The 12,252-nt window shown below is 73.5% G+C and carries 12 protein-coding genes; 6 read left to right on the top strand and 6 right to left on the bottom strand.

What is annotated here, in order from left to right; all coding sequences use genetic code 11:
• Window positions 1-52 precede the first annotated feature (52 nt).
• Together AC5RWQ_RS09660 and AC5RWQ_RS09655 are read right to left on the bottom strand one after the other, a co-directional pair.
• Complete coding sequence (locus tag AC5RWQ_RS09660; RefSeq protein WP_334489454.1) at window positions 53-703, bottom strand: hypothetical protein; 651 nt, start codon at window positions 701-703, stop codon at window positions 53-55.
• Window positions 704-819: 116 nt separating this feature from the next.
• A complete protein-coding gene (locus tag AC5RWQ_RS09655) occupies window positions 820-1,440 on the bottom strand; it encodes a pyridoxamine 5'-phosphate oxidase family protein (RefSeq protein ID WP_494282372.1) in 621 nt (206 codons plus the stop codon).
• 157 nt (window positions 1,441-1,597) lie between these two features.
• Here AC5RWQ_RS09655 and AC5RWQ_RS09650 point away from each other — a divergent pair, with 157 nt between their 5' ends.
• Genes AC5RWQ_RS09650 through AC5RWQ_RS09640 form a run of 3 tightly spaced genes read left to right on the top strand, consistent with a single transcriptional unit; the run spans window position 1,598 to window position 3,777 of the window.
• Window positions 1,598-2,104: a DUF2231 domain-containing protein gene (locus AC5RWQ_RS09650; protein WP_334489460.1), complete on the top strand. Its 507-nt coding sequence runs from the start codon at window positions 1,598-1,600 to the stop codon at window positions 2,102-2,104.
• Window positions 2,101-2,643 (top strand): Hsp20/alpha crystallin family protein, encoded by a 543-nt coding sequence (locus AC5RWQ_RS09645; protein WP_334489462.1) that lies wholly within the window; start codon window positions 2,101-2,103, stop codon window positions 2,641-2,643. The genes AC5RWQ_RS09650 and AC5RWQ_RS09645 overlap by 4 nt, the downstream gene beginning before the upstream one ends.
• A gap of 6 nt (window positions 2,644-2,649) precedes the next feature.
• Complete coding sequence (locus AC5RWQ_RS09640) at window positions 2,650-3,777, top strand: glycosyltransferase family 9 protein (protein WP_494282371.1); 1,128 nt, start codon at window positions 2,650-2,652, stop codon at window positions 3,775-3,777.
• A 9-nt stretch (window positions 3,778-3,786) separates the two neighbouring features.
• Here the strand turns inward: AC5RWQ_RS09640 and AC5RWQ_RS09635 are convergent, their stop codons facing one another.
• Together AC5RWQ_RS09635 and rfaE2 are read right to left on the bottom strand one after the other, a co-directional pair.
• The gene (locus AC5RWQ_RS09635) at window positions 3,787-4,665 is read right to left on the bottom strand and encodes a glycosyltransferase family 2 protein (protein WP_494282370.1); all 879 of its coding nucleotides are present in this window, start codon (window positions 4,663-4,665) and stop codon (window positions 3,787-3,789) included.
• Window positions 4,662-6,494, bottom strand: coding sequence for a D-glycero-beta-D-manno-heptose 1-phosphate adenylyltransferase (gene rfaE2, locus AC5RWQ_RS09630; protein ID WP_494282369.1), 1,833 nt, complete (start codon window positions 6,492-6,494; stop codon window positions 4,662-4,664). Before rfaE2 ends, AC5RWQ_RS09635 begins: the two co-directional genes overlap by 4 nt.
• Window positions 6,495-6,621: 127 nt before the next feature.
• Here rfaE2 and AC5RWQ_RS09625 point away from each other — a divergent pair, with 127 nt between their 5' ends.
• Window positions 6,622-7,182 carry a type 1 glutamine amidotransferase domain-containing protein gene (locus AC5RWQ_RS09625; RefSeq protein ID WP_494282368.1) on the top strand — a complete coding sequence of 187 codons (561 nt, stop codon included), beginning with the start codon at window positions 6,622-6,624 and terminating at the stop codon, window positions 7,180-7,182.
• Between the two features lie 10 nt (window positions 7,183-7,192).
• On the opposite strand, the gene AC5RWQ_RS09620 is transcribed toward AC5RWQ_RS09625, so the two are convergent.
• The gene (locus AC5RWQ_RS09620) at window positions 7,193-8,509 is read right to left on the bottom strand and encodes an MFS transporter (protein WP_494282367.1); all 1,317 of its coding nucleotides are present in this window, start codon (window positions 8,507-8,509) and stop codon (window positions 7,193-7,195) included.
• 81 nt (window positions 8,510-8,590) lie between these two features.
• Between AC5RWQ_RS09620 and AC5RWQ_RS09615 the strand changes: the two genes are divergently transcribed.
• A complete protein-coding gene (locus AC5RWQ_RS09615) occupies window positions 8,591-10,267 on the top strand; it encodes an MDR family MFS transporter (protein WP_494282366.1) in 1,677 nt (558 codons plus the stop codon).
• 91 nt (window positions 10,268-10,358) lie between these two features.
• Entirely contained in the window at window positions 10,359-11,252 is an 894-nt protein-coding gene (locus AC5RWQ_RS09610; protein ID WP_494282365.1) for a COG1361 family protein, read from the top strand.
• Here the strand turns inward: AC5RWQ_RS09610 and AC5RWQ_RS09605 are convergent.
• Window positions 11,225-12,202, bottom strand: a complete 978-nt coding sequence (locus AC5RWQ_RS09605; protein WP_494282364.1) for a LysR family transcriptional regulator — start codon at window positions 12,200-12,202, stop codon at window positions 11,225-11,227. The two genes, AC5RWQ_RS09610 and AC5RWQ_RS09605, sit on opposite strands and share 28 nt — an antisense overlap.
• Window positions 12,203-12,252 lie beyond the last annotated feature (50 nt).

Below are 12,252 nucleotides of genomic sequence, written 5' to 3'. Positions count from 1 at the left end.
CCGTCACGCCGGTCCGGGCCGCCCGCCCACATTCATGCCTTGCGGGTACGGCTCAGCCGTCCTCGCGGTCCGGGCTCTCCAGCCGGAAGAAGTTGCTCTGCCTACCGTCGGAGCGCTCCTCCTGGTAGATGAAGTTGAGCCGGCGCTGGTCGAAGGCGGCGAACCAGTCCTCCCAGCTGATCTCGCTCAGCCGCTGCTCGCGGCCGTTGGCCGGGAAGTCGAAGCGGAGTACGCCGGCGTGCCCGTCGTGCTCGCTGCCGTCCACCGTGGTCGGCACGCCGCCGCGCTGCTCCGCCCACTGCCGGATCACCTCGTGGTCCGTGGTGACCAGGCTGCGGCCGGGCCGCTCCGGCTCGTCGTCGGTGGAGGTGATCTCCTGCGAGTACTTGATCGACTTCGAGGTGTGCGGGCCGGTCCGTACGCCGCCGTCGGTCGACGCCGAGCCGGAGGACCGGCCGGAGCGCTTGTCGCCGCCGGTGGACGAGTCGTCCTTCAAACCCTTGATCAGGGCCTTGACCAGGTCGTCCTTGTGCATGCCGGCGGTGTCGGCGACGCCGCGCTCCCGCAGCCGGCGGCGCAGCTCGTCGACCTTCAGCCGAGCGATCTCGCTCTCGTTGATATCGGGGGTGTTCGGGGTCTGGTTACCCGGGGGATTCTTGGTCGCGGTCGAGCCGCCGCGTCCCGAGCTGTTCTGCGTGGGCATCGAACGTCTCCTCTCTCGACCCGTGTCTGGGGCTGCCCGCCGCGCGGGCGGGCCGGGCCATGACGATCATCTGTACCCTCACCGATCAGCTCAAACGTGCGCCCGGGTCGCCCGACCTACTGGCGGTAGAGCGTCTCCAGGTACGCCGGGCCGTACCGGCGCTCCAGGTCGGCCAGGCTGTCCCCGGTCTGCTCCACCTCGTTGATCAGCCGGGCCCGGGTGGGCAGGACGTCCGGCTGCCAGGTCTCCGGCCGCCACAGCTCGGAGCGGAGGAACGCCTTCGAGCAGTGGTAGAAGATCTGCTCGACGGCCACCTCCACGGCGAGGATCGGCCGGTGCCCCTTGACCACCATGTCGTCGAAGTACGCGGCCTCCCGGACCAGCCGGGCCCGCCCGTTGATCCGCAGCGTGTCCGGCCGGCCCGGGATCAGGAAGATCAGCCCGACGTGCGGGTTGTCCAGGATGTTGCGGTAGCCGTCCGCCCGCCGGTTCCCCGGCCGCTCGGGGATCGCGATCGTGGTGTCGTCCAGGACCCGGACGAAGCCGGCCGGGTCGCCCTTCGGGGACACGTCGCAGCTGCCGTCCGCGCCAGCGGTGGCGATCAGGCAGAACGGCGAGGCCGCCAGCCACTGCAGGTCCCGCTCGTGCAGCACGACGCGCTCCTTGGCCACCGCCCGGGGCATCGGTGCCCCCAGCAGTTCGCGCAGCTCTTCCTGTGAGGTGATCTCCACCGTCACGTCCGCCTCCCCCGACCGTTGACCTCGGTGGCGGTCACTGCGCGTGCAGGCCGCCGTCCCGTCAGCCTAGAAGGGCGCGGCGAGCCGGGGTTTGTCCACCGACGCGGTGGGTACCGGCTCACACAGCGCCCCCCGATGCGAGCAGTGGAGGCCCACCATGGAGAGCCGACTGAAGGTGCTCGGCCACCCCGTGCACCCGATGCTGGTGATGTTCCCGGTGGCGCTCCTCGTCACCGGCACGATCTTCGACCTGGTCGACACGGTCGGCGGGCCGGACTTCCTCGCCGAGGTGGCCTACTGGAACATCACCGTCGGCCTCGTCGGTGGCCTGCTGGCGGCGGCGGCCGGGTCCTTCGACCTGCTCGCCATCCCGGCCAGTACCCGCGCGAAGCGGGTGGCGCTCACCCACGCCGCGGCCAACGTCGCGGTCATCCTGCTCTTCGCCGCCGTCTGGGTGGTCCGGCTCAACGCCGACTCCCGGGCGGCCGGCGGCGCGCTGATCGCCATCGAGCTGGTCGGGGTGGCCATCCTGGGCGTCAGCGCCTGGCTCGGCGGCGAACTGGTCGACCGGCTCGGCGTCGGGGTCGACCCGGAGGCCGGCCTGGACGCGCCCAGCTCGCTGCGGCCCCCGGCGGCCACCCAACGGATCGGAGACGTGCGATGACGGAACAGCAGGGTCGGGGCTGGCGGGGACGGCAGCAGGGCTGGGACCCGATGGGGGAACTCCAGTCGCTGCGCTCCGAGCTGAGCCGCCTGGTCGGCGGCGCCCGGGGTGGCTCACCGGACGTCGAGCTGACCGAGACCGCCGACGGCTGGGAGGTGGTCGTCCGGCTGCCCGGTGTCGCGCCCGAGGAGGTCGCCGTCGAGCTGGACGATCGCGAGCTCTGCGTGCGGGCCCGCTCCGAGGCGGAGGTCAACGCCGACCAGGGCATCCCCGGCGGCTTCGAGACCCGGGGTTTCGAGTACCGGGTCGACCTGCCGTCCCGGGTGGACCCGGACGCGATCGACGCGGTGATGGACCACGGCCTGCTCCGGGTCCACCTGCCCCGGGCGCAGCGGCCCGCGCCGCGCACCATCACCGTCGGCCGTGCCGGTTACCGCGGCGGTCCGGCCGCCGAGGGTAGGGCCACCCTGGCCGATCCGGCGGCGGACCGGGAGCTGCACCACCCGGACACCACCCTCGACGAGATCGACCGGCCGTAGGGTCGCGTGACCGCCCCGTCCCTGCTCGGCCCGGTTGGCGAGCGCGTACCCGACGTGGAACGGATCGCCGTGCTGCGGGCCAACGCGCTCGGCGACTTCATCTTCCTGCTGCCGGCGCTGGAGTCGCTGCGGGCCGCGTACCCGGCGGCGGAGATCGTGCTGCTCGGCGCGCCGTGGCACGCGAAGCTCTGGCGCGACCGGCCCGGCCCGGTGGACCGGGTCCTGGTGATCCCGCCGGCCCCCGGCATCCGGGACCCGGGGCCGGGGGAGGAGCCGTCGCCGATGGACGACTTCCTGGAGCGGGCCGCGAAGGAGGGCTTCGACCTGGCGGTGCAGGTGCACGGCGGGGGCGGCAACTCCAATCCGATCGTCAGCCGGCTCGGCGCCCGGGTCACCGCCGGCCTGCGGGCCGAGGGCGCGCCGCCGCTGGACCGGTGGATGCGCTACGTCTACTACCAGCACGAGGTGATCCGTTACCTGGAGGTGGTCGCCCTGGTCGGGGCGCCGGCCACCACCGTCATCCCGTCTTTGGCGGTGACCGACGCCGACCGGGCCGAGGCGCTGCGGGTGCTCGGCGCGCCGGACCGGCCCCGGGTGGCGCTGCACCCCGGCGCCACCGACACCCGCCGGCGCTGGCCCGCCGAACGCTTCGCCGAGGTCGCCCGGTCGCTGCACGGCGACGGGTACGAGGTGCTGGTCACCGGCACTGCCGCCGAGCAGGAGGTGGTGGACGCGGTGGTAGCGGCGGCCGGCGTGCCGGTCCGTGCCCAGGTCGGCACGCTCAGCCTCGGCGGGCTGGCCGCCGCCTACCAGGGCGCGGCGCTGGTCGTCTCCAACGACACCGGCCCGCTGCACCTCGCCGGCGCGGTGGGCACCCCGACCGTCGGCGTCTACTGGCTGGGCAACCTGATCAACGGCGCCACCCCGCTACGCGCCCGGCACCGACCGATCGCCTCCTGGACGACGCACTGCCCGGTCTGCGGCGTGGACTGCACCCCGGGGATCTATCCGCACCGCCCCGGCACCGGGGACTGCCCGCACCGGGACTCCTTCGTCGCCGACGTGCCGGTGGTCGAGGTGCTGGAGGCCGCCGCCGAGCTGCTCCGACCGGAGCCGGGCGCGCCCGGGGCGTGAGCCGCGGACTCAGGCCGGTTGCGGCGCGTCGGACTCGGCGAGCACGACCACCCACGCCTCCACGTCCCGCTCGGTGACCGTGGTCGGCGACTCCAGGTGGTACGCCCCGCTGGGCAGCACTCCGGCGCCGCCGTACCGCGCCATCACGGAGAGCTGCGCGGCGACATCCTCGCCCTGGTGCCGCTCCTGCACCCGGCGCCAGAAGTCGAAGCCCCCGGAGTCGACCAGCGCCGCCCGGTCGTAGAGCACGCACCCGCCGATCCAGGAGACCTTGTACGCCCGCCACGCGCCCGCCGGCAGGTCCAGCTTCTCCGTGACGTGCAGCAGGTTCGCCGCCGGGTGCAGGGACGCCCGGTGCCACTCGGGGGTGTCCGGCCGGATCCGCTCGGGCACCGGTGGGCCGTCCCACTCCTCGTAGTGGCCGTGCGTCTCGGGACGCACGTCGTCGGCGTACGACAGGCCGTGCACCGCGTTGCCGACGAACCCGCAGCCCAGCTCGCCGATCGCGGTGACCAGCCGGTCCAGGGTGCCCGGCTCCAGCCAGACATCGTCGTCGAGGCAGAGCACGTACCGCGCCGCCGACTGGTCCAGCAGGTACGCGCGGTGCTCGGCCAGGCCGCGTCGGGGCAGCCGCCGGGTCAGCAGCACCGGGTGCCCCCGGTGGCGCAACGCCCGGACCATGGTGGCCGCCGCCGGGTGCGCGTACGCGGGGTCGCCGTCGGACTGGTCGCTGACCACCACCCCGAACCCGGGCAGGCCCTCCTGGGCGGCCAGCCCGGAGAGGGTGACCGCCAGCTCGGCGGGGCGGTTCCGGGTCGGGATCAGCACGTCGAGCTGTCGTGGTTGGCGGAACTCCCCGGGCGTGCCGAGGTCGAGCGGTCGGTTCACGTGGACCTGCCCAGGTGCTGCGGCGCGGCCGACGGCGCGGACTGGGCGCGGATCCGGTCGATGATGGCGGAGGTGGAGCGGTCCGGCACGTAGCCGAGGGTGCGTACCTGGCCGCCGAGCCGGCGCACCAGCGGCGCCTCGGGGACCATCTCCGGCGGGTAGTCGCCGCCCTTGACGTACACGTCGGGGCGGACGGTCTCGATCAGCCGGGCCGGGGAGTCCTCCTCGAAGATCACCACGTGGTCCACGCAGGCCAGCGCGGCGAGCAGGGTGACCCGGTCCTCGACCGGGTTGACCGGCCGGTCCGGGCCCTTGAGCCGGCGCACGCTGCCGTCGGAGTTGACCGCGACCACCAGCAGGTCGCCCAGCGTCCGGGCCTGTTCCAGGTAGCGCACGTGGCCGGGGTGCAGCACGTCGAAGCAGCCGTTGGTGAAGACGATCGAGCGGCCGGCCCGCCGGTGGTCGGCGACCAGGGCCGTCAGCTCGTCCGGCCCGACCAGCGTCGGATGGGCCGTACCGCCGGGGGCGTCGCCGAGGGCGGCGAGCAGGTCCTCGCGTCGGCAGACGCAGGTGCCGGTGTCGGAGACGGTGATGGTGGCGGCGAGCTGGGCGAGCTGCGCGGCGGTCGGCAGCGGCGCCTCGGCGGCCAGGGCCAGCGTCATCGCCGCCAGGTACGCGTCCCCGGCACCCACCGCGTGACTGGCCGGGACGGGGGTGCTGTGACTGCGTCGCGGCTCGCCGTCCGCGCCGCCGACCACCGCGCCGTCGGTGTCCAGGGTCACCGCCACCACGTCGGCGCCGGTGTGCGCGCGCAGCTCGGCCAGGCGCGACTCGGCCAGGACGGCCCGGTCGACGCCCTCACCGGCGCTGGCGTTCACGGTGACGCCGGCGCCGGTGACGCTGAGGCCGTCCCCGGTCAGGGCGACCCGGTCCTCGCCCGGCGTCGGTTCCCCGGTCGGGCCGGCCGTCGGGCCACCGACGGGGGCGGGGGCGGACTCTGCGAGGGGCCGCTCGCCGGCACCGCCCGGTGCCGCGCCGACGGTGAGTTCGGACGGCCCGTCGGCGGGGTCGCCGGCCGGGTGGTCCAGGTGCAGATCGGCGCCGCCGGTGCGGGCCGTCGGCGGCGGGGCGCCGAAGCCGGCCGCCGCGCGGGCCAGCAGCCGGGTCGCCTCGGCGAAGCTCGGGGTGACCACGGTGGGGTTCAGGCCCCGCCAGTCGGCCAGGTCGTGGGCGTCCAGGGCGGCGGTGGCGAACCGGTCGCGGTTGAGCACCAGCCAGGTGCGGACCGCGGCGGGCAGCGCGCCCAGGCCGTAGTCGCAGACCACCAGGGTGGGTGCCGCGCCCCGGGCGACGGCCTTCAGCTCCTCGGTCGCGCAGTCCAGCGCGGTGAGCAGCCCCTCCACCCCGTCGGCGTCGAGCGGGTCCTCCGGGTCGCCGGAGTCCTCGCGGAGCAGGATCTGGTTGCCGGCCAGCATCCGGCGCTTCACCGGGGTCGGCCGGTGCGGCTGGTTGACCGTACGGTCCCAGACGCCGGCCCGGTCCAGGCAGTCGTGCAGTTCGTCGCCGGCCACGTCGGCGCCGACCGGGGCGACCAGCAGTGCCCGGCCGCCGAGGGTGGCGATGTTGACCGCCGTGTTGGCGGCGCCGCCGGCCGCGGAGATGCGCCGGCGCAGGCTGAGGATCGGGGCGGGCGCCTCGCGGCAGAGCCGGTCGGACTCGGCGAAGCGCCACTCGTCGAGCATGGCGTCGCCGACGACCAGGACGGGGCGTCCGAGCCAGCTCTCCACGACGGTGGCGAGCCGGCGCTGTTCCGCTGCTGCTCCTGCCATGCCTTCCGGGATCCCCCCACGCTCCGGGGCCAAACGTGCCACCCGGCGGGGAGGGCGACGGCGTCACGTTTCGGTCGGCAGGCCCCGGGAACCGCCTGAAGGTAACCCCGGAGAGGAGAAGAAGGACATGGCACCGAACACTCTGCAGGGCAAGCGGGTCGCCTTCCTCGCCACCGACGGCGTGGAGGAGGTCGAGTACGTCCAGCCGCGCGAGGCGGTCGAGCAGGCCGGCGCCACCGCCGAGCTGGTCTCGCTGAAGCCCGGATCGATCCAGGCCTTCAACCACCTCGACCACGGCAAGACGTACGACGTGGACGTGACCGCTGCCGACGCGGACGCCGGCAGCTACGACGCGCTGGTGCTGCCGGGCGGGGTCGCCAACCCGGACTTCCTGCGGACGGACCCGGACGCGGTCCGCTTCGTCAAGGCGTTCTTCGACGCCGGCAAGCCGGTCGGGGTGATCTGCCACGGCCCGTGGACCCTGGTCGAGGCGGGTGTGGTGCAGGGCCGCCGGATGACGAGCTGGCCGAGCCTGCGCACCGACCTGACGAATGCCGGCGCCAACTGGGTCGACGAGCAGGTCGTCACGGACAACGGCCTGGTCAGCAGCCGCAAGCCCGACGACCTTCCCGCCTTCTGCGCCAAGATCGTCGAACAGTTCGCCGAGGGCGCCCACAGCCCCCGTTGATCCGCGAGGGTCAGGGTCGGGTCGTCGCCGCCGCGCGTTCGCCGGCGGTGGCGGCCCAGGCTTCGTCCGCGGCCTGTTTGCGGGCGAGGCCGTCGCGGCCGTCATAGCGGAGGAAGGCCGGCAGGGCGGCGGCCAGGGCCGCTGTGCCCAGGACGCACAGCACGCCACCGGAGACGATCGAGCCGTTCACCCCCAGCGGGGTACGCGCCACCAGCCCGGAACGGAGCTGGCCGAGCAGCGGGCCGGTCGAGTACGACAGCATCTCGATGCCGGCGAGCCGGCCGCGCAGGTGGTCGGGGACGGTCTGGTTCCAGATCGTCATCCGGAACAGCCCGGAGACCATGTCCGCCGCGCCGGCCAGCACCAGGAAGGCCAGGGCCAGCCAGGGCCAGCCGGAGAGCCCGAAGCCGACCACCGCGAGCCCCCAGGCGCCGGCCGCGAGCACCACCATCAGGCCGTGCCGGTGCACGTGCTTCACCCAGCCGGAGCTGACCGTGGCGAGCAGCGAGCCGGCCGCCGGGGCCGCGTAGAGCAGCCCGAGCACCGCCGGCCCGCCCAGCCGTTCGGCCATGAACGGGTAGAGCGCCTGCGGCATGCCGAAGAACATCGCGTTGATGTCGACCAGGTAGGTGCCGAGCAGCTCGGGGCGGCTGCGGGCGTACCGCAGGCCGGTGGCCACCGACCGCAGCGAGGGCCGGTCGGCGGCCGGGGGCGGTGGCACCGCCCGGATGACGGCCAGGCAGGCCAGAGAGAAGGCGAAGGTGGCCAGGTCGACGGCGTACACCCAGGCCAGGTCGACCGAGGCGATCAGCACGCCGGCGACGGCCGGGCCGCCGAGCTGGGCCACGTCCATCCGCAGCGAGTTGAGCGCGCCGGCCGCCGGGATCTGGTCCGGGGCGACGACCCGCGGGGTGAGCCCCTCCAGCGCCGGGCGCTGGATGCCGTCCAGCGCGGCGGTCGACGCCGCCACCACGTAGAGCAGCCAGAGGTGCGGGGTGGCCGACAGCGAGTTGACCAGCAGCACCCCGCAGAGCGCCGCGAAGCCGACCTCGCCGCCGAGCACCAGCAGCCGCCGGTCCAGGTAGTCGGCGAGCGCGCCGCCGACGAAGGCCATCACCAGCAGGGGTACGAGTTCGCAGACGCCGAGCAGGCCGACCAGCAGCGGATCCCCGGTGAGCTGGTACACCTGGTACGGCAGCGTCACGTACGTGATGAAGGACCCGAACCCGGACACCCCCGTGGCGGCGAAGACCAGGCGGAAGTCCCGCGAGGTACGCAGCGGCGTGAGGTCCAGCGCCAACCGGCGGAGCAGGTTCACGGGCGGCATGGTGGCCGACGGCGCGCGGGGGTGTCGAGGGGTTTTCGCGAGGCCGACGCATGTTCCTGCCGGTAAGGGAAAGAAGGCGGGATGACCACGGAAGCCCATGGCCGCCCGCTGCTCAACACCCGCCAGATCCGTCTGCTGATGTTCGGCCTGATGACCGGGATGCTGCTGGCCGCACTCGACCAGACCATCGTCGGTACGGCACTTCCGACCATCGTCGGCGAGCTGGGCGGGATCAACCACTACTCGTGGGTGGTGACCGCGTACCTGCTCGCCTCCACGGCCTCGACCCCGCTGTACGGCAAGATGGCCGACCTGTACGGGCGCCGCCCGGTCTTCCTCTTCTCGATCGGCGCGTTCCTGCTCGGCTCGCTGCTGGCGGGCCTGTCGCAGAACATGACCCAGCTGATCGTCACCCGGGGCATCCAGGGTCTGGGCGCGGGCGGCCTGATGACACTGGCGTTCACCATCATCTCGGACGTGGTCTCACCCCGGGAGCGCGGCCGCTACCAGGGGCTCTTCGGGGCGGTGTTCGGCCTGTCGTCGGTGGCCGGGCCGCTGGTGGGTGGTTACTTCGCCGAGACGAACTGGCGGTGGATCTTCTACATCAACGTGCCGCTGGCGATCCTGGCGATCGTGGTCTGCTACCACGTGATGCGGTTGATCCCGTTCGAGCGTCGGGAGCACGCGATCGACTGGCTGGGGGCGGGGCTGCTGGTGGCCGGGGTGAGCGCCCTGCTGCTCGCGCTGAGCTGGGGTGGCAACCAGTACGCCTGGGGCTCCGGCGTGATCGTCGGGCTCTTCGTGGCCGGTGCGGTGCTCGGGGTGGCGTTCCTGCTCCAGGAGGCCCGGGTCGCCGAGCCGATCCTCCCGCTGCGGCTGTTCCGCAGCGCCACCTTCGCGCTGGCCAACTCGGCGGGCTTCGTCCTCGGTCTGGTGATGTTCGGGTCGATCATCTTCATCCCGCTCTACCTCCAGATCGTCAAGGGCGCCTCGCCGACCCGCAGCGGTCTGCTGATGCTGCCGATGATGGCCGGCATCATCGTCACCTCGATCCTGACCGGCCGGGCGATGAGCCGGATCGGCCGGTACAAGTGGTTCCCGGTGGCCGGGTCGATCGTTCTGCTCACCGGCATGCTGCTCTTCACCCGTCTCCAGGTGGACACCTCGCTCTGGGTGGCCTTCGGCTTCATGGTGGTGATCGGGGTCGGGCTGGGCCTGTGCATGCAGTCGCTGATCCTCGCGGTGCAGAACGCCGTCGACGTCCGCGACCTGGGCGCCGGCACCTCCTCGGCGACGTTCTTCCGGTCACTGGGCGGCTCGTTCGGGGTGGCCATCCTCGGTGCGGTGCTCTCCTCGCGGCTCACCGGGGAGCTCGCCGACCGGCTGCCGGGGGCGATCGCCCAGTTGCCGCCGGAGCAGCGCGCGGCGGTGGCGGCCAGCGGCGGCGCGAACATCTCGATCAACGACCCGGCGACCATCCTGGCGCTGCCCGGCCCGGTGCGGGCGGCGATCCAGGCCGCCTTCGTCGAGTCGCTGCACATGGTCTTCCTGACCACCGGCCTGGTCGCGATCCTGGCGGTGCTGGTCACCCTGGCGCTGCCGAACGAGCAGCTGCGCGGCGCCGGCCCGCAGGGCGCCACGGGCGGGGCCGACCCGCTCGGCGGCGAGGCGCCGGCCCCCGGCGGCAAGCCGCTGACCAGGGAGTCGAAGGAGGAGGCGGCGGCCGACATGGAGGCCAAGTCGCAGACCATGCTCTGATCGAGTCGATCACGTAACGGAATCACGGACATGAGCGTCTGTTGTGGAGGAGCGGCCGTCCGGCCACTCCTTCACGCATCGGGGGATGTTCATGTCATCGCAACACGTACGCCGGCTGGTCCGTGCCGGCGTCGCCCTGTCCGCCCTCGCCGCCGCGGTCGGACTCCAGCCGTCAGCCGCCGTGGCGGGGAGTACCGCGACCGGAGCCGACCTCCAGCTCGACCTGACCGCCAGCCAGACGATGCTCTGGCACGACCGGGCCGAGGTCATCGTCGACGCCGTCGTGCAGAACGTCGGCAGCGCCAGCGTCGACGACGTCACCATCAGCTACCAGCTGCCGCCCGGCGGCGAGATCGCCGGCGATCCCTGGTGGCAGTGCGACTACGCGACCCTTGTCTGCACCTACCGGTACGGGGCGCTGGCGGCCGGCGAGTCGACCAGCCTGAACGTCTACTTCTCGCTGCCGGTCAAGCAGGAGGGGGCCGAGGCGCGGATCTCGGCGACGGTCTCGACGAGCACGCCCGAGATCACCCAGACCAACAACACCGACCAGGTCAAGACCACCTACGCCAAGCTCCCCGAGCTCGCCCTGTACCCCGGCGAGCTGCGCGGTTCCTGGGGTGAGACGGAGGTTCCGGCGGAGGGCGGACTGATCACGCCCAAGTTCACCGCTGAGAACACCGGCACCGGCACGGCCAAGGACGTGACCCTGGTCGTCGACCTGCCGCCGGGCGCCTCGTTCGAGGGCGACGGCTTCGGCGGGCTGTGCACCGTGACCGACACGTCGATGTCCTGCCCGCTCGGGACGCTGAAGGCCAGCGAGTACGCGTCGCTCACCGTCCCGATGGTGGTCGCTGCGGGTACGGCGGGTGACCAGTTCACGGTCCACGGCGAGGTGAGCACCACCAGCGCCGAGTGGCGGCCCGACCCGGGCGACTACGCGGACGTGATGTTCCGCTACGTGGAGCCCGTCCCCGCCGCCTGATCCGGCGTCGGCGGGGTGGCCCCGGGGTGATCGCGCCCCGGGGCCACCCCCGACCGGTCCGCCCGCGCGCGGGCCTTGAGCAGGTCGAGGATCAGGGCGAGCGGCGGCCAGGCGGTCCGGCCGCGCCGGGTGACCGCGTACGACCGCAGCCGGGCCTCCGGGTCGGTCAGGGGGAGCAGGCGTACGCCGGGCACGGTCGGCTGGTCGGACGGGAGCAGGCCGACGCCCAGCCCGGCGACGATCAGGTCCTGGACGAGTTCGAGGCTGTCCACCCGGTGTGCGATCCGGGGCTCGAAGCCGGCCATCGAGGCGATGGTGCGGACCACCACCTCGTCGGCGGTGTTGCGGGAGTTGACGATCCAGCCACCCTCCCGGAAGTGGCCGAAGACCTCGGGGGCCGGGCCGGCGGGCGCCGGAGGGCCGTCGGCAGGCACGCCCAGGCTCCACGCGGCGGACCAGAGCGGGGTCGCCTCGACGGTCTGGTCGAAGGGCGCCGGCGCGAGGTGGTAGTCGTAGGTCAGCGCGAGGTCGACGTCGTCCGCCGCGAGCAGCGCGTACGCCTCGGCCGGCTCGTGTTCGTGGATGCGTAGCCGGACCTGGGGGTGGCGCGCCGCGAGGTCGGCGGTGACCGGCAGCAGCGAGCGCCGGACGGCGGTGGCGAAGCCGGCGACCCGTACCGTGCCGGCCGGCTCGGCCTGCGGGTCGAGGTCGAGGCGGGCCGCGTCGACGGCCGCCAGGATCGTCACGGCGTGCTCGGCGAGCCGCCGTCCGGCGGGCGTGAGCCGGACCCGGCGGCCGTGCGGTTCGATCAGCTCCGCGCCGACCTCGCGGGCGAGCACGGCGAGCTGCTGGGACACGGTCGAGGTGGTGACGTCGAGCTCGTCGGCGACCTCCCGCATGGAGCCGAGCCGGGCCAGCTCCCGGAGCAGCCGCAGGCGACGCAGGTCCATCCCGTCATTGTTCAGGATTACCGAACAGTCCGTCCAGCGAAGTCACGTGG

Source organism: Micromonospora sp. BS32 (assembly GCF_059089345.1).
This window is presented reverse-complemented; position numbering and strand designations above follow the sequence as displayed.